This is a genomic window from Streptacidiphilus monticola, assembly GCF_042658505.1.
Classification (GTDB): Bacteria; Actinomycetota; Actinomycetes; order Streptomycetales; family Streptomycetaceae; genus Streptacidiphilus; species Streptacidiphilus monticola.
In genome coordinates this window covers 1-18990 of record NZ_JBHSQJ010000090.1, presented here as the reverse complement: position 1 = coordinate 18990, position 18990 = coordinate 1, and the positions used below count along the sequence as shown (strand labels likewise).

Below are 18990 nucleotides of genomic sequence, written 5' to 3'. Positions count from 1 at the left end.
TCGACGGAGGTCAACGGGCTGGTGGACACGGGCGGTTCACGCGTGACGCCCTCCCGCTCCGCCGGTGCACCCACCAGCGCCACCGCAGACGGTCGAGACCCGGTTGCGGTCGGCGCTTCGCGCCGGGGCCGAGGTGTCGGGCGGGCCGCTGGGCCCGGGCAGCGCGGGGACGTCGGGCGGCCGGGCTTCGGGCGGGTGCCGGGGCTGTGGGTGGCGGTGGGGCTCGGTGCTGGGGCGCTGCTGTGCGCGACCGCGCTGATGGGGACCTCGGGCTGGCTGATCTCGCGGGCCGCTCAGATGCCGCCCGTGCTCTACCTGATGGTCGCCGTCACCGCCGTCCGGGCCTTCGGCATCGGGCGCAGCGCCCTGCGCTACGCCGAGCGGCTCGTCAGTCATGACGCCGTGCTGCGCGCCCTCGGCGCGCTCCGGGCCGGCGTGTACACGCGCCTCGAGCGGCTCGCCCCCAACGGCGGGGGAGGGGCCTTCCGGCGGGGCGACCTGCTGTCCCGCATGGTCGCGGACGTGGACGCTCTGCAGGACCGCCATCTGCGCGTGCGCCTGCCCCGGGCCGTGGCCGTGGTCGCCGGTGCGGCCACCGTGGCCGTCGTCGCCTGGCTGCTGCCCGCTGCCGGGGCTGCTCTCGCTGGCGGCCTGCTGCTGGCCGGGCTCGTCGTGCCCCGGCTCGCCCTCGCGCTCTCGCTCCGCGCCGAGCGGGCTCAGGCCCGGACCCGGGGCGAGCTGAGCGAGCAGGTGCTCGGACTCCTCGACGGCGCCGCCGAGTTGACCGCGGCCGGGGCGCTGAGCCGGCGTCAGGCCGCCGCAGCCGACACGGACGCCCGGCTCACCCGCCTCCAGCAGCGCTCCGCCCCCGGCGCGGGGCTCGGCGGTGGCCTGACCGCTGCCCTCACGGGCCTGACCGCCGTCGCCTGCGGGGCGCTCGGCGTCGCCGCCGTCGCCTCGGGCCGGCTTCCGGGCGTCTACCTGGCCGTGCTCCTGCTGACCCCGCTCGCCGCCTTCGAGGCGGTCACCGGCCTCACCTCGGCTGCTCAACTCTCCCGCCGCAGCGCGGAGTCGGCGGCCCGGCTGCGCGAACTCGCGGACGCGCCGGACCCCGTCCGCGAGCCCGCCGAGCCGGGGCAGCCGCCGACCGAGCCGCTGCCGCTGCGCGTCCGCGGACTGACCGTCACCTGGCCGGGGCGGACGGCTCCCGCGCTGACCGATCTCGACCTGGACCTCTCCCCCGGCCGCCGCGTCGCCGTCGTCGGCCCTTCGGGTTCCGGCAAGACGACGCTCGCCCAGGCGCTGCTCCGCTTCGTGGAGCCCAGCGCCGGGCAGATCACCCTGCACGGCACCGACGTGACCACCCTGGACGGCGACGACGTGCGACGCGCGGTGGGACTGTGCGCCCAGGACGCCCACGTCTTCGACAGCTCGCTGCGCGAGAACCTGCGGCTGGCCCGGCCGGAGGCCTCGGAGCAGGACCTCTGGAACGCCCTGGCGGCGGCCCGCCTGGACCTGTGGGTGCGTCAACTCCCGGACGGCCTGGACACCTTGGTCGGCGAGCACGGCGACCGCCTCTCCGGCGGCCAGCGCCAGCGGCTCGCCCTGGCCCGCGCGCTGCTCGCGGGCTTCCCCGCCCTCGTGCTGGACGAGCCGGCCGAGCACCTGGACCTGCCCACTGCGGACGCGCTCACCGCCGACCTGCTGGCCGCAACGGAGGGCCGGACGACGCTGCTGATCACCCACCGGCTGACCGGCCTGGAGACCGTGGACGAGATCCTGGTCCTGGACCGGGGGCGGGTGGTCCAGCGCGGCAGCTGGCTCGAACTGACCGGCACGGACGGCCCCTTCAAGGAACTCTGGCAGCGGGAGCGTCGCATGGACTCGCTCGTGTCCGCCGCGCACCCGCACGGCGCGGGCAGGGAGATCCTCTCCGTGAGCGGGACGGTGCCGACCGGGGGGCGTATGAAGCGTCCTGAGAGCCCACTGACAGGGCCGTGAAAGGGAGATGAGCTGGGCTGGGGCGGACTTCGCGCAGACCTGAGGAGCAGCCCCATGACCTCCACGACCCATCGGGCGGTCGCCGCCGCGGCGATCCTGCTGAGCAGCGTGTTGACGCTGGCCGCCTGCGGATCGGGCTCCTCGTCCTCGGGAGGCGCGAGCGACTCCAACGGACAGTCCTGCCAGCGCCCTTCGGGCATGCCGCAGAACGGTGAGATGCCCTCTGGCGGTCCCACGGCCCGGCCCTCGGCGATGCCGTCCGGCTTCCCCGCGGGTGCTCACGGCAACGGTCAGCGGCCCAGTGGCGCGCCGAGCGGCGGCTTCGGCGGCGGGGCCGGGGGCGGCTGCTTCCCCCGTGCCGTGCAGAACAGCGAAGCCCCGCAGGGTCAGTAGCGGAGGGTGCGTCAGCCCGCGGTCAGCAGGCGCTCGATGACCTGGGCCACCCCGTCCTCGTCGTGGTGTCCGGTGCTGCGGCGGCAGGCGGCCAGGACGCGCGGGTGGGCGTTGGCGACCGCGTAGGCCTCGCCGGCCCAGGCCAGCATGTCGAGGTCGTTGGGCATGTCGCCGAAGGCCACCACCTGGTCGGGGGTGATCCCCCGTTCCCCGCACCAGCGGGCCAGGGTGGTGGCCTTGCTGACACCGAGCGCGCTGATCTCCAGCATCGCCACCGCGGCCGAGCGGGTGATCTCGCCATAGGCCGCGCCCACGCGCAGGCCGAGCTGCCAGAACTCGTCCGGGTCCAGGGTCGGGTGCTTGGCCAGCATCTTGAAGACCGCATGTCCGTCGGACGCGGCCAGCAGCTCCTCGGCCGGGGCGACCCGGTCCGCCGCGTCCATGTCCCAGAGCGTGCGCGGATACTCCGGCTCGTGCGAGAAGCCGCCGGGGTACTCGAAGGCGAAGCTCACACCGGGCGTCTCCGTGCGCAGCACCTCGACCAGGGCCAGCGCGTCGTCCCCGCGCAGCGGGAAGGTCTCCAGCAACTCCTTCGCCCGGACGTCGTAGACGGCCCCGCCGTTGGAGCAGATGGCGACGCCGTGGTGGCCGGTCCCGGCTGCGACCATGTCCATCCACCGGGGCGGACGGCCCGTCACGAAGACCAGACCGATGCCCGCCTGCTCGGCGGCGGCAAGCGCCGCCTGGGTGCGGGCGGAGACGGTGCCGTCGCTGCGCAGCAGCGTTCCGTCGAGGTCGGTGGCGATGAGGGCGGGGAGAGTCACCCGTCCATAGTCGCCGACCCGTGCACGGGATCTTCACCCTTCCGCACATGAGATGGGCGACAATCTGCGGGTGAGATTCGGCATCCTCGGTGCGACGCAGGCCTGGGACGCCACGGGGGAGCCGCTACGCCTGGGCGGGCCCGGGCGTCGGGCCCTGCTGGCCCTGCTACTGCTCGACGCCGGACGGCTGGTGCCCACGGAGCGGCTGGTCGACGGCCTGTACGGGGAGGAGCCGCCGCCGACCGTGGGCAACGCGCTCCAGGCGCAGGTGTCCCGGTTGCGGTCGTCGCTCGGGTTGCCGATCGAGAACCACGGCGGCGCCGGCTATCTCCTCGCGGTGGACCGGGAAAGCGTCGACGCCCATCGCTTCGCCGTCCTGGCCGAGGGCGGACGTGCCGCGCTGGCCGCTGGTCGTCCGGCTGACGCTGCATCAGCCCTGCGCGAGGCGCTCGGCCTCTGGCGTGGGCCGGCACTGGCCGACGTGCGGGAGGCGCCCTTCGCGGACGCGCAGGCGGTCCGGTTGGAGGAGCTGCGTCTCGGCGCCTTCGAGGACCGGGCCGAGGCCGAGTTGGCACTCGGGTCCGGCGCGGACCTGGTGGCCGAGCTGCGCGCGGCGGTGGCCGCCCATCCCCTGCGGGAGCGGCTGACGGAGCAGCTCATGCGCGCGCTCTACGCCCTGGGACGGCAGGCCGAGGCGCTCGCGGCCTACACGGACCTGCGCAGGGCGCTCGACGAGGAACTGGGCGCGGAGCCCGGCCCAGCGGTCGCCGCCACCCACCTTTCGGTGCTCCGTGCGGATCCGGCCCTCGTTGTGGTCGCCCGGACCGCTGCCCCCCCGTCCGTGCCCGCTGGCCACCCTGTTTCACGTGAAACGGCCACGAGGAGCGCCGAACTCTTCGGGCGCGACGCCGATCTGACGCTGCTGCGGCAACGCCTGCACGACTCCCGGCTGGTGACCCTGACCGGACCCGGCGGCATGGGGAAGACCACCCTTGCCCGGGAGACGGCCGCTCAGCACCAAGGCGGAGCCGCCTTCGCCGACCTCTCGATGATCACCGACGGCGGTCAGCTCCCCCAGGCCGTCCTGGGCGCCCTCGGCCTGCGCGACAGCGGAGTCCTCGGCGGGGCGGCGCCGACCCTCGCCCGCCTCACCGCCGCCCTGGCCGAACGCGGCGCGTTCCTGCTCGTGCTGGACAACTGCGAGCAGGTCGTCGCGGACGCTGCCGCCCTGGTCGAGGAACTGCTCGCGGCCTGTCATGACCTGCGCATCCTGGCGACCAGCCGCGAGGCGCTGCTGGTACCCGGCGAGTTCCTGCTGCCGCTGGAGCCCCTGGCCGAGGAGGCCGCGGTCCGGCTGTTCGCGGAGCGGGGCCGGGCGGTCCGCCCCGACTTCGACCTGACCACCCACGCGGCGGAGGTCGCCGAGATCTGCCGCCGCCTCGACGGGCTGCCGCTCGCCGTCGAGCTTGCCGCCGCCCGGCTGCGGATCCTGACGCCCCGCCAGATCGCCGACCGGCTGGACGACCGCTTCCGGCTGCTCACCGCCTCGCGCAGCCGCGGCGCCCAGCCACGGCAGCAGACGCTGCGCGCGGTGGTCGAGTGGAGTTGGGACCTCCTCGACGAGGACGAGCGGCGCATGCTCACCCGGGTCGCCGTCTTCACCGGCGGCTGGACCCTGGAGGCCGCCGAGGCGGTCTGCGGCGCCGGCGCGCAGACGCTGGACCTGATCGGCGCGTTGGTCGACAAGTCCCTGGTAGTGGCCGGGCCGGGCCGCTACCGGATGCTGGAGACCATCCGCGCCTTCGCGGCCGAGAAGCTCGCCGCTTCGGGCGACGAGCCGGGACTGCGCTCCGCGCACCGGGACTACTTCCTCTCCTTGGCGCAGACCTGGGAACCGCAACTGCGCACGGCACGTCAACTCGGCGTGCTGGAACGCTTCGACGACGAGCACGACAACATGCTCGCCGCGTTGCGGGACGCGCCGGCGGCCGGGGCGCTGGACATGGTCGCCTGCATGTCGACGTACTGGATGCTGCGCGGACTGCGTGGCCAGGGCCGCGGTCCCGCGCGGCGCATCCTCCGGGCGCTCGGGCCGGACATCCCGCCGGGCTGCGAGGAGCAGTACGTGCTCTGTGTGCTGGCCGCGATCTCGGCCGGCATCGACAGCGCGGAACTCCAGGAGTGCGTGGACCGCTGTCGGCCGCTGATGGACCGGCTGATGTTCACCCATCCCCTGCGCTACCCCTCGCTGCTCCTGCTCTGGGCGCCGTTCACGGGTGTACCCGACGAGGAGGACATGATCGCCCGCAACCAGGCGGCGCTGCGCGTGGTGGACGACCCCTGGTATCTGGCGCTGATGCACTTCGGCGTGGGCTTCCAGTTCTGGTACCAGGCCGCAGACCCGGAGGCGACGGGCCGGGAGTTCGGCCTGGCGCTCACGGGCTTCGAGGAACTCGGCGACCGCTGGGGCATGATGATGGCCCTCATGGAGCTGGCCCGGCTCGCCGGTCGAACCGGGAACCGGAAGCTGGCCTCCGAACGCACGGACCGCGCTCTGGAGATCGCCGAGCAGCTGCGGTCGCCCGACGACATGGCCGAAATGCTGTGGAGCCGGGCGGAGTTCGCCCTGCACGACGACGACCTGGACGCCGCGGAAGTGGACCTGCTCCGCGCGGAGGAGCTGGCCCGTTCCCTGGGCATCAGCGACAACCTCGCCCGCACCCGGTGGCTGCTGGCGGAACTGGCGCTCAGACGTGGTGAGTTGGACGAGGCGGAGCGGCTGTGCGAGGCGGCGCGGTCGGCGCTGGTGATCGGCTGGTCGAGCGCGGAGTGGACGGGCGCGGCGATCTGCGCCGTGACGGCGCGGGTGGCGCTGGCCCGAGGTGACTCGGGACGGGCGGTGGATGCGCTGCGCGCGGCGGCGCGGACAGCCCCGGCGAGGAACGCTCCAGCGCGGGGGCCGGCGTGGGAGGTACTGCGGGAGCTGGCGCTGGCGGAGGGGCGGCCCGAGCTGGCTGCCCGAGTGGTGGCCTCCGGCCCGGAAGGGATGGAAGAGCTGTTGGCGGAGTGGTAGTTGCACCACCCTGCAGGGGCGCGGGGATCTTCCCCACCAGTCCACCACTCGCAGCGGTCCGTCCCGCACAGGGTGCCGAACCTCCTCGGGTGGTGGGCTCGTCGCGCAGTTCCTCGCGCCCCTGCAGGACGCAACTGACCGAGGGTGGTCAGCGGATGGTCAGGGGGTGGTCAGGGGGAGGCCTGAGCGTGGGGGCATGACGTCCACGAAGAAGATCACCGCAGTGCGCAAGTGGGGCACGCTCGCAGTCTGCTGCGTCGCAGCCCTCCTCCTCGCCGTCGACAACACCGTGCTGAACCTCGCGATCCCCCACCTCGTCGAGAGCATGAGGCCGTCCGCCACGCAGCTCCTGTGGATCGCGGACGCCTACGGCTTCGCGCTCGGTGGGCTGGTGATCGCGATGGGGAACCTGGGCGACCGGGTCGGGCGCAAGCGCCTGCTCCTGGTGGGCGCGACGGCCTTCGGGCTCGCGTCCGCGCTGACCGCGTACGCGCTCGATCCCGAACTGCTCATCGCCGCCCGGGCGTTGCAGGGCGTCGCCGGAGCGACGATCATGCCGTCCACGCTGTCCCTGGTCCGGCACACCTTCACCGATCCCAAGGAGCGCACCCTCGCCATGGGCATCGCCGGAGGCGTGGGCGCCGGGGGTTTCGCGCTCGGACCCGTCGTGGGCGGCCCGCTGCTCGACCACTTCTGGTGGGGCTCGGTCTTCCTGATCAACATTCCGGTGCTCGCCCTGGTCCTGCTGGCCGGCATCCCGCTGCTGGTCGAGTACCGCAACCCCCGTCCCCAGCGCATCGACTGGATCAGCGTGCCGCTCTCGGGCGGCGGTCTGGTCGGGCTGGTCTACGGGATCAAGGCCGCGGCCCGGGACGGTGCGGCCCAGCCCTCCGTCTGGATCGCCGTCGGCCTCGGTGCTCTGTTGCTGGCCCTGTTCGTCCGGCGCCAGCAGCGCATCCCCAACCCGCTGCTCGACCTGAGGCTCTTCCGCGCCCCTGCCTTCACCGGATCCATCGCTGCCAACCTGTTCACCATCGTGGCCCTCTCCGCCCAGTCCCTGGCCTTCTCCCTGTACTTCCAGGACGTCCGCGGCTACGACCCGATGGGCACCGGCTTCGCCCTGCTGCTGGGTCCGGCCGGTGCGGTGGTCAGCGGGCCGCTGACGCCGCTGGCGATCCAGAAGCTCGGCCGTGCCCGGACCGCCGGGCTGGGGCTCGCCCTGATGTCGCTGTCCTGCTGCGGCTACCTTCTGGTCGGCGCCGGTACCGACTACTGGCTGCTGGCGCTGCCGATGCTGGTGTCCGGTGCGGGCATCGGGTTCACCATGGGCGTCACCAGCGACACCGTGCTCGCCTCCGCGCCCAAGGAGAAGGCGGGGGTCGCCGGGGCCGTCGGCGAGACCGCGATGGAGTTGGGCGGTGCGCTCGGAATCGCCGTGCTGGGCAGTGTGCTGACGGCCGGATACCGCGGTGACCTGCGGCTGCCCGCCGGACTGCCCTCGGCGGCGGCGGACGCCGCGCACGAGTCGCTGGCCGGAGCCGTGGGGGCCGCGGCGTCCCTGCCCGGGGGACTCGCCCGGGGCATGGTGGCCCAGGCGCAGCAGGCGTACCTGAGCGGTCTGCACCTGACCGTGCTGGCCGGGGCCGTCCTGCTGCTGGCCGGCGTCCCCGTGGTGGCCCGGCTGCTGCGCGGTGTGCCCGCGGTGATCGAGGAGCCGGCCGCCGAGCCCGCGTTGACGGCGGCGTGACCGGCGAGCGCACCGGCCCGGGGGCGGGATCCGCCCCCGGGCCGGTGGGCGAGAATGGACCGGTTCGTCGCACCGCCCCAGGGGGGACCCATGACCGCCGCCGCATCCCAGCTGCAGGCCGACTGCAGCGCCTGCTTCGCCCTGTGCTGCGTCGCCCTCCCGTTCGCCCGGTCCGCGGACTTCCCGGTGGACAAGGCGGCCGGCACCCCCTGCCGCAACCTTGACGCGGACTTCCGCTGCTCCGTCCACGACGGCCTGCGAGGGCACGGCTACCAGGGCTGCACCGTCTTCGACTGCTTCGGGGCCGGCCAGAAGGTCTCCCAGCTCACCTACGCGGGCCAGGACTGGCGGGCGCACCCCGAGAGCCGGGCGCAGATGTTCGCGGTCTTCCCTGTGGTCCGGCTGCTGCACGAGCTGCTCCGCTACCTGGACGAGGCGATCGCCCTTCCCGGGGCTCGCCGCGAGCGGGGCGAGTTGCGCAGCGCCTACGAGCGGATCGACGCGATGACCCGGCTGCCCGCCGAGGAGATCCTCGCGCTGGACACCGCGGCCGTCCGCGCCGAGGCCGCCGAACTCCTGTTCCGGGCCAGCGAGTCGGAGCGTGCAGCGCTACCGGGGCGCAAACGCAACCACAGGGGCGCGGACCTGATGGGCAAGCGCCTGGTCCGCGCTGACCTGCGCGGGGCGAACCTGCGCGGCGCCCTGCTGATCGCCGCCGACCTGACCGGGGCCGACCTGCGCGGAGCCGACCTGACCGGGGCTGACCTGCGGGACGCCCGCCTCGGTGGGGCGGACCTGAGCAGCGCGCTGTTCCTCACCCAGCCCCAGGTCCAGTCCGCCCGCGGCGACGCCGCGACCCGGCTGCCGGACCGGCTGAGCCGCCCTGCCCACTGGCACTGACGGGACGTCAAGCACCGGAATCGTCATTCCCGTTGTGGTGATCAAGGTACCCCTCCTAGCCTGATTCCGTTTTCCGCGCGGACGGATCATTGGGGGGCATATGTCACGCAGTCTGGCCTGGGTACGGCGCGAGATCGCACACGAATCGTCGCGCCTGCTCTACGGCAACGACGCCTGGAGGAAGAACAACCGGGGCCAGCAGCGCCTGCTGGACCGCCACCGCTCCCAACCTGCGGTCGAACTCGGCCGCGAAGGCCGCGAATTGGCGCAGCGGGTGCAGGACCTGGGCTACGCGGTGCTGGACCCGGGGTACCGGCCCGGCCTGATCGAGGAGATCCGCACCGGCTACGAGAAGGTCATCGTCGACGACACCGCGGCGGTCGACATGGGTGGCCGGATCAAGGACGTGGTCCGCTACGTGGTCGACCCGCTGGAGCGGGTGCCGGCCATGCGGGAACTGCTGACCCCGTCGGTGCTCGCCGGGCTCGACGCCTTCTACGGCGGCCGCTGGCGGGTGCAGCACGTGCGGATGTGGCGGATCAAGCACCTGCCGGAGCAGGAGCGGGAGTTCCACCACTACGGCAACCTGTGGCACTGCGACCAGCACCCCACCTCGACGCTGAAGTTCTTCGTCCAGATCAGCGAGGGCGTGACCGCCGAGGGCGGCGCGTTCCGACTGCACAGCATCCCGAACACGCGCCGCATCATGCGCCGCGGCTACCTGGGCCAAGGGTGGGTCAAGGGCCCCGCACGGGCCATGCTGGACGACCCGGCGCTGGTCGTCCCCTTCGACGCGCCGGCCGGCTACGGGGCCTTCTGCAACACCACCCGCTGCCTGCACCGCGCGGGCAACCCGCCGGAGGGCACGACGCGCGGCATGGTGCAGTTCACCTTCCTTCCGGCGGAGGAGCCGAACCGCACCGGCGACCCCTTCCACGGCCTCCAGCCGGACGCCAACGTGGCCGAGGGCAAGGTCGCCTGACGCGTCGTCCGCAGGGCGGTGCGGCAGCCGGTCAGCCGAGCTGCCGCAGGCCCTCGGTGGCGATCCGCTCGAAGACGCCGAGGTCGTTCTCGAAGACGGAGTCCGGCACCGGCCAGTGGACGACCACCTCGTCGATGCCGAGGTCGCGGTAGGTGCCGGCCCACTCGACGAAGGCGTCGAGGGAGGCGAGGGGCTGCTCCGCGGTGGAGCCCTGCAGCAGCACCTTGGTGACGGAGCCGAAGTCCCGGCCTCGCTGCTCGCAGGCCTCGCGGAGCTTGCCGAGCTGACGCTCGACCACGGCCGGGGCCTGGTCGACGGGGACGTCCGCCGGGCCGCGCGGGTCACCGTAGGTGACCCAGCCCTGGCCGTACTCGGCCGCCAGCTTCAGCCCGCGCGGGCCGGTGGCGGCCACGTAGAAGGGGACGCGGGGCTGCTGCACGCAGCCGGGGATGTTCCGTGCCTCGACGGCCGAGTAGAACTGACCCTGACGGGTCGTCACGGGTTGGGTGAGCAGCTCGTCGAGCAGCGGCAGGAACTCGTCGAAGCGGTCGGCGCGCTGCTTGGGCGTCCACGCCTCCTGCCCCAACGCGGTGGCGTCGAAGCCCACCCCGCCCACGCCGATGCCGACGGTGAGGCGCCCCTGGGAGATGTCGTCGAGCGTCATCAACTCCTTGGCGAGGGTGACCGGGTGCCGGAAGTTGGGCGAGGTCACCAGAGTGCCCAGGCGCAGCCGCTCGGTCGCGGTGGCGGCGGCGGTGAGGGTGGGCACCGCCCCGAACCAGGGCTGGTCCCGGAAGGACCGCCAGGAGAGGTGGTCGTAGGTGTAGGCGGCGTGGAACCCGAGTTCCTCGGCCCGCTGCCAGATCTTCTGTCCCTCGCTCCACCGGTGGATGGGGAGGATCACCGTGCTCAAACGCATGAAAAGACCCTATGCGAGCCAGCTCGGAACAGGCGGGACGATTCGGTCCGCAGGGCGGCTCACCTGCAAGATGACGATCGCATAACACAGTTGTTCGACAGGTGGTTTGCCTGCATACTCACGGCCCATGGCCGAGCTGCCCCCTGAGTCCCCGCTGCCTCCTCCGCCCCCTCCGCCTCCTGTGTCCCACGGAGCCGGCATGCCCCTGTGGCCGGCCGCTCCCGGTGCGACGGCGGACGCAGGCCCTGCGGTTCGTCCCAAGTCCCGTAAGGCGCTGTACGTTTCGCTGGCCGCGGTCGGCTGGCTGGTGATCGCGAGCGGCACGGCGACCGCGGTCGTCGCGGTGGGCTCCGGGCCCCGGGACACCCCGCTCGCCGCAGCAGCGGGGAGCGCGAGCCCGAGCGCGAGTGCGACGCCGAGTGCCGGGGCGGGGGGTGCGAGTCCGAGCAGCAGCCCCAGCGCGGCGGCGCCGAGCCCGAGCCCGACCTCGACCGTGCACGGAAGCGTGCACGGCTCGCATCACAGCGGTGACCTGCGGTACTTCCTGCTCCCGGTGCCCGACGACGCGGCGGCGTACGGCGACCCCGACGGCACGGCGGAGACGCTGTCGGACATCGCCAAGGAGATGAGCAACTCCAGCACCAGCAAACGCATTCTGCACGACTACGGCTGCACGGGCGGGGCGTACCGGACCTACCGGACGAACGACGGCCAGTACACGGTGACCACGCGCATCATCCACTTCGACAGTTCGTCGCACGCCTCGGACTGGGTCTCCGGGCTGAGCTTCGCCAAGGGGGACTCGTTCACGGTCCCCGGCGTCACGAACGGCCACGGCCAGGCCTTCGACCCGAGCCAGAGCGACGGGATGGGTGAGCTGATCGGCTACTCGCACGTCGGCGACATCGAGTACGAGATCACCGTCGACGGGGACGGCAAGCTGCCCCACTCGCTGCTCAAGCCCCTGATGATCCGGGAGGAGCGCCGCCTTGTCTCCGGCAAGTGAGCCCGAACTGACCGCGGGGGCGTCACAACTGACGCCCTCCCAGTCCGCCCCCCTTCCCCAGCAGCCTGCCGCCCCGCCCCAGCCCCCACCTCCGGCGGCGGAACCGTCACCGGCTGACGCCGCACCCGCGCCTTCGGCGGCGGAGCTCGCGCCGGCTGCCGCCGTTCCCGCGCCTTCGGCGGCGGAGCCGGCACCGGCTGACGCCGTGCCCGCGCCCGATGTGGCGGTGCCCGCGGCTGTGGCGACAGAGTCGGCGATGGCCGGTCCAGCGGGGCTGGGCGAGCCGAGTGCGGCCGGGCTCGCGCCGGCTGCGCGGAAGGCGACGGGCGGGCCACAGCCCGAGCCGAAGCCGGCTGGTGCCGTACCTGCGCCTACGGGGCCCGGGCGGGAGCCGGCTGACGCTGTGTCAGCGCCTTCGGCGGCGGAGCGCGCGCCGGATGAAGCCCTGTCCGCGCCTTCGGCGGCGGAGCGTGCGTCGGCTGTGCCGACCGCGCGGAAGGCGACGGGCGGGCCACAGCCCGAGCCGAAGCCGGCTGGTGGGGTGCCTGCGCCCGCGGCGCCCGGGCTCGCGCCGGCTGCGCGGAAGGCGACGGGCGGGCCACAGCCCGAGCCGAAGCCGGCTGGTGGGGTGCCTGCGCCCGCGGCGCCCGGGCTCGCGCCGGCTGACGCGGCACCCGCGCCTTCGGCGGCGGAGGCCGGGTCTGCCGGTGCACCAGAGCCAGCGGTGACAACCGCGCAGGAGCAGGAGGCGGCAGAACTGGGGCCCGAGTTGGCTGGCGCCGCGTTCGCCGGGTCGGCGGAGCCGGAGCCGGGGCCGGTGTCCGCTGAGGCGGAAGTCGCGCACGGCGCGGCGGCCGACGGTGCTGGGTGGCCGGTCGGGGCCGTGGGGGCGGAGCCCAGGGCGGTGGCCGACGGTGCTGAGTGGCCGGTCGGGACCGTGGGGGCGGAGCCCGGGGCGGTGGCCGACGGTGCTGGGTGGCCGGTCGGGGCCGCGGGGGCGGAGCCCGAGGCGGTTGCCGCGGCGTCCGAGCCGCGGCGGCGGAGGCGGACGGGGCTGCTGTTCGGGCTTGCCGTTCTGCTGGGCGTGGTGGGCGGGGCCGGGACGGGTTACGGGGTCCAGGCGTCGCGGCCGCCGACACCGCTACCGCCGCTGACGGTGCCTCAGCCCGCCTACCCCTCGGCGCGGGCAGGCGCTCCCGCGCTCACCGCCGACGAGGACGACATGGTCCGCACCGACGGCGATCTGACCAAGCTGCTGCTCCCGCTCCCGAAGGGCAGCAAGCTCGCCGACGACATCCAGGGCTGGGAGAGCCTCAGCGAATACGCCCAGAGCTTCGACCGCCCCGGCGACGCCTTCCGGCACCAGCTGGAGTTGGGCTTCCGCCGTGCCGCGCACACGAGTTGGCGGACCGGGGACGTGTTCGTCAACGTCGAGCTGAGCCAGTACCAGCACGCCGCCGAGGACTCGGCCGACTCGTACGTCAGCGACCAGCTCGGCTTCGCCGCGGACCGGGGCGGCGACCCCGGAGGCAGCGCCATACCCGGATACCCCTCGGGGCGGGCGTACGCGGGTAAGAAGGCGCAGCACGCCGACGACGGCTCGGTCTTCTACGAGTCGCAGGCGCTGGCCTACCACGGCGACATCGTCGTGGACGTCTTCGTCGTCAGCCCCAGGCCGATCTCCGCGCAGACCGGAATCGGCATCATCGAGAGCCAGTTGGAGCGGCTGTGACGGACGAGACCACCCCCGGGGTCGCGGCAGTGGTCCCGCCGCCGTACCCGCAGACGCCTGCCGACCCCGGCACCCCGCCGTCCCCGCCCGTCGGCGGAACCCGCCGCGGGCGGCGGGTCGCGCTGGTCGCCGCGTTCGTTCTCTCCGCCGTCGTGGTCGGCGGCGGCGCCGGGGCAGGGGTGCTCGCGCTGAGGCCGCAGCACGTCGCTGCCGCGCCGGCACCGGCGCACCGCGGGCCGGCCTACGGCGCACTCGCGGACGGGAACCACTTCGGCTCCCTGGGCGACCTGCTGCTCCCGATGCCCTCGGACTACCAGGAGGGGCCCGACGACGAAGCCCTCGGCAACGACACGGTGCTCGGGAAGGACCAGTACGAGAGGTACTTCAACGAGCAGTTCCGCGACCTGAAGAGCGGCGACCGCAAGAAGCTGCAGGCCCTGCTCGACCTGTCGCACATCCGCGGCTACGCGCTGCGGTCCTACGCGGCCGACTCCGACGACTTCGTCGCCGAGATCTCGCTGCTGCAGGAGAACCAGCAGCGCGCCAAGCAGTCCGCGGAGTGGACCAAGGCGTTCGCCGACGCCACCGGGGTCTTCCGCACCGGGCCGGCCATCGACGGGTTCCCGCACGCGCGCTGCTACCTCCCCCCGGGCCTGCCCGGCGACAAGCTCGACCACATGACCTGCACCGACGCCGAGGGCGATCTGCTCATCACCATGCGGGTCGATGGCGTCGCCCCTCTCAACACCGCGTCCGCCGCTGCCCTGTTCAAGCAGCAGCTGACGCGCCTGGCGATCCCGGCGGCTGCGATATGACCGAGCTCCAACCGATGTCCGAGCCCGCAACCGGCACCGAGACCGGCACTGGGACCGAGCCGCAGGCGGCGGCAGCACCGCTGTGGCCGGCGCCGCCGCGACGCGAGCGGCGCCGGCTGCGTACCGTGCTGCGGTGGAGCGCCGCCGCGCTGGTCTTCGGCGGGATCTTCGCCGGGACCGCCGTCGCGGTGACGCTGCCGCCGCGGACCGACCTCCCCGGCCTGGCCACGCCCGACGACGGCCGGGCGACCTACCCGCCGCTGGTCCTGCCCACGCTGCCGCCCAAGGCGCAGACCCCGCACGACTACGCGGGCTACCACGGCAGCCAGGTCGGGCACGCGGCCGACCTGCGCAGGCTGCTGCTGCCCGCGCCGGTCGGCGCGACCGTCGACCGGGCGCTGCCGGGCACCGGGGGCTGGCTCCCGCTCAAGCGCTACGAGGACCTCCTCGCCTCCGGCGTGGACCTGGGCGACCGGATGAACGAGCTGGGGGTGCGTCATGTCGCCGCCACCGGCTGGACCTTGCCGGACGGCACCCGCACCGAGGTCTACCTGCTCGCCTTCCGCTCCTCGAACAACGCCAAGAAGCAGTCCGACTACGACGCGCTCAGCAGCACCCCCAAGGCGCTCGGTCAGCTGCAGACCGCCGACGGCGTCTACCCGGCGTTCGACGGCGCCGGGCTGCCGCTCCAGGTGAAGTACCGCACGGCCGGCGGCGGCAAGCCCGCCGCCCAGGTGGTGTTCTGGCAGGAGGAGGACGTGGAGGTGCTGGTGGTGATGACCAACCCGAAGCAGGTCCCCGTCCCCGCCTTCGAGCAGGCGGTGCTGCTCCAGCACGAGCTGCTCGGCGGCTGAGCGGCCGGACGGCGAGGACACGCCGGGGCCGACCCCTAAGGGTCGGCCCCGGACACGTACACCCCAAGAACCGGGAAAAACCCGTCCCCCGACCCGATGCACCGGGCTTCGGCCAACCGATAGCGTCAACCTGTGTCTGTCATCACTACGGACAACCTCACCAAGAGGTTCCCCGGGGTCACCGCGCTGGACCGGCTGACGGTCGACATCCAGCCCGGAGTCGTGGGCCTGGTCGGAGCGAACGGTGCGGGCAAGTCCACACTCATCAAGATCCTTCTGGGTCTCGCCCCGGCCACCGAGGGCACCGCCCAGGTGCTCGGCCTCGACGTCGTGACGCAGGGCGGGGAGATCCGCGAGCGCGTCGGCTACATGCCCGAGCACGACTGCCTGCCCCCTGACGTCTCCGCCACCGAGTTCGTGGTGCACATGGCGCGGATGTCGGGCCTGCCCGCCACCGCCGCCCGTGAGCGCACCGCCGACACGCTGCGGCACGTCGGCCTCTACGAGGAGCGGTACCGCCCCATCGGCGGCTACTCGACCGGTATGAAGCAGCGGGTGAAGCTCGCTCAGGCGCTGGTCCACGACCCGCAGTTGGTGCTGCTCGACGAGCCCACCAACGGCCTGGACCCGGTCGGCCGCGACGACATGCTCGGGCTGATCCGCCGGGTACACACCGACTTCGGCATCTCGGTGCTGGTCACCTCGCACCTGCTGGGCGAGCTCGAGCGCACCTGCGACCACGTCGTCGTCATCGACGGCGGCAAGCTGCTGCGCTCGTCCTCCACCGCGGAGATGACGCAGGCCACCCAGCTGCTCGCGGTCGAGGTCACCGAGCGCCGGGACGACCCGGGCTTCGACGCGGACGCCGCACTGGTCGAGCGGCTGCGCGCCGCGGGCCTGAGCGCCCGTCAGGACGCGGGCCACCAGCTGCTGGTGGAGATGGCCGGGGAGGAGACCTTCGACCTCATCCGCGACGCCGTGGCCGAGCTGGGCGTCGGCCTGGTCCGCCTGGAGCAGCGCCGGCACCACATCTCCGAGGTCTTCTCGGAGCAGGACAGGACGCAGGGCCAGGGCCCGGAGGCGCCGCAGCAGGAGGTGGCGACGCATGTCTGAGACCCAGTCGGTCCCCGCGGGGGTCCGCTCCGACGTCATCCACGACATCGGCTACCGGCACTACGAGGGCCCGCGCCTGGGCCGCGGCTACGCGACCCGCTCGCTCTACACGCAGGGCCTGCGCGGGTGCTTCGGCCTCGGCCGCTCGGCCAAGTCGAAGATCCTGCCGATGGCGCTGCTGGCGATCATCGCGGTGCCGGCCCTGATCATGGTCGCGGTCGCCATCTACCTGAAGATGAAGCACCTCCCGCTCGAGTACACCCGGTACCTGTCGATCATGCAGTTCGTGATCGCGGTGTTCACCGCCGCCCAGGCGCCGGTGCTGCTCTCCCGCGACCTGCGGTTCATGACGGTGCCGCTGTACTTCTCCCGCCCGCTGACCTCCGGGGACTACGTGCGGGCCAAGTTCGCGGCGATGGTCTCGGCCATCTTCCTGCTGACCGCGCTGCCGGTGCTGATCATGTGGATCGGCTCGGTGCTCGGGTCGATGGACTTCGGCTACAACACCGCGCGACTCGGCTACGGCCTCTTCGCGGCGGCGCTGTACGCGCTGCTCTACGGCGGCATCGGCACCCTGGTCGCCTCGCTGACCCCGCGCCGCGGCTTCGGCGTGGCCGCGATCATCGCGGTGTTCCTGGTGACCTCGGCCATCGCCGGCATCATCTACGTGGTGCTGCAGGTGCACTACCAGGGCGGCATGCACCCGGGCCCGGGTCCGGTCACCGACGACCCGGCCGCCAACTGGGCATGGGTGATCAGCCCGGCACAGCTGGTGGACAACAGCGCCACCTGGCTGTTCGGCCTGAAGACCCGGGGCGGCCCGGTGGTCCCCTCGGACACCGGCGGGGTGTTCTTCCTGGTCGAGATCGCGGCCCTGGTGATCGCCTCGTACGCGCTGCTCGTCCGTCGCTACCGGAAGCTGTAGGAGGCCCGGCATGGCTGTCATCAGCATCGAGCGGGTCTCCCGCTGGTTCGGCAACGTGGTCGCCGTCAACGACGTGACCATGCAGATCCGACCGGGCGTCACGGGCCTGCTGGGCCCCAACGGCGCCGGCAAGTCCACCCTGATCCACATGATGAGCGGCTTCCTGCCCGCCTCCAACGGCACCGTGCTGCTGGACGGGCAGCCGGTCTGGAAGAACCAGGAGGCCTACCGCCAGATCGGGCTGGTGCCCGAGCGGGAGGCGATGTACGACTTCCTCACCGGCTGGGAGTTCGTGCTGGCCAACGCCGAACTGCACGGCCTGCCCGACCCGGGCGCGGCCGCACGCCGGGCGCTGGCCACGGTGGAGATGGAGTACGCGCAGGACCGGCAGGTCGGCACCTACTCCAAGGGCATGAAGCAGCGCGTCAAGATGGCCTCGGCCCTGGTCCACGACCCGGCGGTGCTGCTGCTGGACGAGCCCTTCAACGGCATGGACCCGCGCCAGCGCATGCAACTGATGGAGCTGCTCCGGCAGTTCGGCAGTGACGGGCGCACCGTGCTGTTCTCCTCGCACATCCTGGAGGAGGTCGAGCAGCTCGCCCGCCACATCGAGGTGATCGTCGCCGGCCGGCACGCCGCGTCGGGCGACTTCCGCCGGATCCGGCACCTGATGACCGACCGGCCGCACCTCTACACCGTCCGCTCCAGCGACGACCGTGCCCTGGCCGCGGCGCTGATCGCGGACCCGTCCACGGCGGGCATCGAACTCGACTGGAAGGAGCGGGCGTTGCAGATCCGGGCGATCGACTTCTACCGCTTCACGGAACTGGTGCCCCGGGTGGCCAAGGAGGCGGGCATCCGCCTGTTCACCGTCTCGCCTGCCGACGAGTCCCTGGAGAGCGTCTTCTCCTACCTCGTCGCGGCCAAGTAGTTAGGCGTCCCACTCATGAATCTGACAGTTGCACGGCTCACCGTGCGCGGACTCCTGGGCCGACGCCGCGGACTGCTCCTGGTGCTGCTGCCGCTGCTGCTCGTCGTGCTCTCGCTGGTGGTCCGCGGCTCGGTGGGCCAGGACGAGTCCACGACCAACGCCGTCCTGGGCGGCCTCGGGCTGGGCACGATGGTGCCCCTGCTGGGCCTGGTGGCCGGCACCGGCTCGATCGGTCCGGAGATCGACGACGGCTCGATCATCTACCTGCTGGCGAAGCCGCTGCCGCGCTGGAAGATCATCATCTCCAAGCTGACGGTGGCCGTCGCGGTGACGGTCGTCCTGGCGGCGGTCCCCATGTGGATCAGCGGGGTCATCCTCTTCGGCACGTACGAGAACCTCGCGCTCGGGTACACCGTCGCGGCGGTGGTCGCGGGCGTGGCCTACAGCGCGATCTTCCTGCTGCTGGGCGTGGTGACCCGCCACGCGGTGGTCGTGGGCCTGATGTACTCGCTGCTCTGGGAGACGATCGTCGGCGGATACGTGCCCGGGGCGAAGACCCTGAGTGTCCATCAGTGGTCGCTGTCCGTCGCCCAGAAGGTCGCGGACCCGGGCGTGATGTCGTCCTCCGTCCACCTGCCCACAGCGATCCCGCTGCTGCTGGTGGCGACGGTCGGCGCGACGTGGCTGGCCGCCAGCCGTCTCTCCCGCCTCACTTTGGCAGGCGAGGAGTAACCGCCAGGGGCGCGGGGAACTGCGCGAGAACACACCACCCGGG

The 18990-nt window shown here is 73.1% G+C and carries 16 protein-coding genes; 14 read left to right on the top strand and 2 right to left on the bottom strand.

The window, feature by feature from the left end:
- Positions 1 to 2001, top strand: a 2001-nt coding sequence (cydC, locus tag ACFP3V_RS21875) for a thiol reductant ABC exporter subunit CydC (RefSeq protein ID WP_380586007.1), incomplete at its 5' end; no start/stop codon positions are given.
- A gap of 54 nt (positions 2002 to 2055) precedes the next feature.
- On the top strand, positions 2056 to 2394 hold the full coding sequence (locus ACFP3V_RS21870; RefSeq protein WP_380586005.1) for a hypothetical protein: 339 nt from the start codon (positions 2056 to 2058) through the stop codon (positions 2392 to 2394).
- Between the two features lie 11 nt (positions 2395 to 2405).
- Here ACFP3V_RS21870 and ACFP3V_RS21865 read toward each other — a convergent pair whose 3' ends face one another.
- Positions 2406 to 3218, bottom strand: a complete 813-nt coding sequence (locus ACFP3V_RS21865; RefSeq protein WP_380586003.1) for an HAD family hydrolase — start codon at positions 3216 to 3218, stop codon at positions 2406 to 2408.
- Between the two features lie 70 nt (positions 3219 to 3288).
- Between ACFP3V_RS21865 and ACFP3V_RS21860 the strand changes: the two genes are divergently transcribed.
- The 4 genes from ACFP3V_RS21860 (at position 3289) to ACFP3V_RS21845 (ending at position 9920) form a co-directional block, all read left to right on the top strand.
- Positions 3289 to 6291: an ATP-binding protein gene (locus tag ACFP3V_RS21860; RefSeq protein WP_380586001.1), complete on the top strand. Its 3003-nt coding sequence runs from the start codon at positions 3289 to 3291 to the stop codon at positions 6289 to 6291.
- A 196-nt stretch (positions 6292 to 6487) separates the two neighbouring features.
- Entirely contained in the window at positions 6488 to 8038 is a 1551-nt protein-coding gene (locus ACFP3V_RS21855) for an MFS transporter (protein ID WP_380585999.1), read from the top strand.
- 90 nt (positions 8039 to 8128) lie between these two features.
- The gene (locus tag ACFP3V_RS21850) at positions 8129 to 8938 is read left to right on the top strand and encodes a pentapeptide repeat-containing protein (protein WP_380585998.1); all 810 of its coding nucleotides are present in this window, start codon (positions 8129 to 8131) and stop codon (positions 8936 to 8938) included.
- A gap of 100 nt (positions 8939 to 9038) precedes the next feature.
- On the top strand, positions 9039 to 9920 hold the full coding sequence (locus ACFP3V_RS21845; protein ID WP_380585996.1) for a hypothetical protein: 882 nt from the start codon (positions 9039 to 9041) through the stop codon (positions 9918 to 9920).
- A 31-nt stretch (positions 9921 to 9951) separates the two neighbouring features.
- Here ACFP3V_RS21845 and ACFP3V_RS21840 read toward each other — a convergent pair whose 3' ends face one another.
- Complete coding sequence (locus ACFP3V_RS21840; protein ID WP_380585994.1) at positions 9952 to 10839, bottom strand: LLM class flavin-dependent oxidoreductase; 888 nt, start codon at positions 10837 to 10839, stop codon at positions 9952 to 9954.
- A 199-nt stretch (positions 10840 to 11038) separates the two neighbouring features.
- Here ACFP3V_RS21840 and ACFP3V_RS21835 point away from each other — a divergent pair, with 199 nt between their 5' ends.
- The 8 genes from ACFP3V_RS21835 to ACFP3V_RS21800 all read left to right on the top strand — a co-directional run bounded on the left by ACFP3V_RS21835 (position 11039) and on the right by ACFP3V_RS21800 (position 18947).
- A complete protein-coding gene (locus ACFP3V_RS21835; protein WP_380585992.1) occupies positions 11039 to 11845 on the top strand; it encodes a hypothetical protein in 807 nt (268 codons plus the stop codon).
- Positions 11846 to 13001: 1156 nt separating this feature from the next.
- Positions 13002 to 13577: a hypothetical protein gene (locus ACFP3V_RS21830; protein WP_380585990.1), complete on the top strand. Its 576-nt coding sequence runs from the start codon at positions 13002 to 13004 to the stop codon at positions 13575 to 13577.
- Positions 13574 to 14392 (top strand): hypothetical protein, encoded by an 819-nt coding sequence (locus ACFP3V_RS21825; RefSeq protein ID WP_380585988.1) that lies wholly within the window; start codon positions 13574 to 13576, stop codon positions 14390 to 14392. The genes ACFP3V_RS21830 and ACFP3V_RS21825 overlap by 4 nt, the downstream gene beginning before the upstream one ends.
- A 14-nt stretch (positions 14393 to 14406) precedes the next feature.
- Positions 14407 to 15246, top strand: a complete 840-nt coding sequence (locus ACFP3V_RS21820) for a hypothetical protein (RefSeq protein ID WP_380585986.1) — start codon at positions 14407 to 14409, stop codon at positions 15244 to 15246.
- 132 nt (positions 15247 to 15378) lie between these two features.
- Positions 15379 to 16359, top strand: a complete 981-nt coding sequence (locus ACFP3V_RS21815; RefSeq protein WP_380585984.1) for an ABC transporter ATP-binding protein — start codon at positions 15379 to 15381, stop codon at positions 16357 to 16359.
- Complete coding sequence (locus ACFP3V_RS21810; RefSeq protein WP_380585982.1) at positions 16352 to 17284, top strand: ABC transporter permease; 933 nt, start codon at positions 16352 to 16354, stop codon at positions 17282 to 17284. The genes ACFP3V_RS21815 and ACFP3V_RS21810 overlap by 8 nt, the downstream gene beginning before the upstream one ends.
- A gap of 10 nt (positions 17285 to 17294) precedes the next feature.
- Positions 17295 to 18215 (top strand): ABC transporter ATP-binding protein, encoded by a 921-nt coding sequence (locus tag ACFP3V_RS21805; RefSeq protein ID WP_380585980.1) that lies wholly within the window; start codon positions 17295 to 17297, stop codon positions 18213 to 18215.
- Between the two features lie 15 nt (positions 18216 to 18230).
- The gene (locus tag ACFP3V_RS21800; RefSeq protein WP_380585978.1) at positions 18231 to 18947 is read left to right on the top strand and encodes an ABC transporter permease subunit; all 717 of its coding nucleotides are present in this window, start codon (positions 18231 to 18233) and stop codon (positions 18945 to 18947) included.
- Positions 18948 to 18990 lie beyond the last annotated feature (43 nt).

Excerpts from the sequence above, each read along its gene's own strand:
- ACFP3V_RS21870 (WP_380586005.1), top strand. The coding sequence starts at position 2,056 with ATGACCTCCACGACCCATCGGGCGGTCGCCGCCGCGGCGATCCTGCTG.
- ACFP3V_RS21855 (WP_380585999.1), top strand. The coding sequence starts at position 6,488 with ATGACGTCCACGAAGAAGATCACCGCAGTGCGCAAGTGGGGCACGCTC.
- ACFP3V_RS21850 (WP_380585998.1), top strand. The coding sequence starts at position 8,129 with ATGACCGCCGCCGCATCCCAGCTGCAGGCCGACTGCAGCGCCTGCTTC.
- ACFP3V_RS21845 (WP_380585996.1), top strand. The coding sequence starts at position 9,039 with ATGTCACGCAGTCTGGCCTGGGTACGGCGCGAGATCGCACACGAATCG.
- ACFP3V_RS21840 (WP_380585994.1), bottom strand. The coding sequence starts at position 10,839 with ATGCGTTTGAGCACGGTGATCCTCCCCATCCACCGGTGGAGCGAGGGA.
- ACFP3V_RS21835 (WP_380585992.1), top strand. The coding sequence starts at position 11,039 with ATGCCCCTGTGGCCGGCCGCTCCCGGTGCGACGGCGGACGCAGGCCCT.
- ACFP3V_RS21820 (WP_380585986.1), top strand. The coding sequence starts at position 14,407 with ATGTCCGAGCCCGCAACCGGCACCGAGACCGGCACTGGGACCGAGCCG.
- ACFP3V_RS21810 (WP_380585982.1), top strand. The coding sequence starts at position 16,352 with ATGTCTGAGACCCAGTCGGTCCCCGCGGGGGTCCGCTCCGACGTCATC.
- ACFP3V_RS21805 (WP_380585980.1), top strand. The coding sequence starts at position 17,295 with ATGGCTGTCATCAGCATCGAGCGGGTCTCCCGCTGGTTCGGCAACGTG.
- ACFP3V_RS21800 (WP_380585978.1), top strand. The coding sequence starts at position 18,231 with ATGAATCTGACAGTTGCACGGCTCACCGTGCGCGGACTCCTGGGCCGA.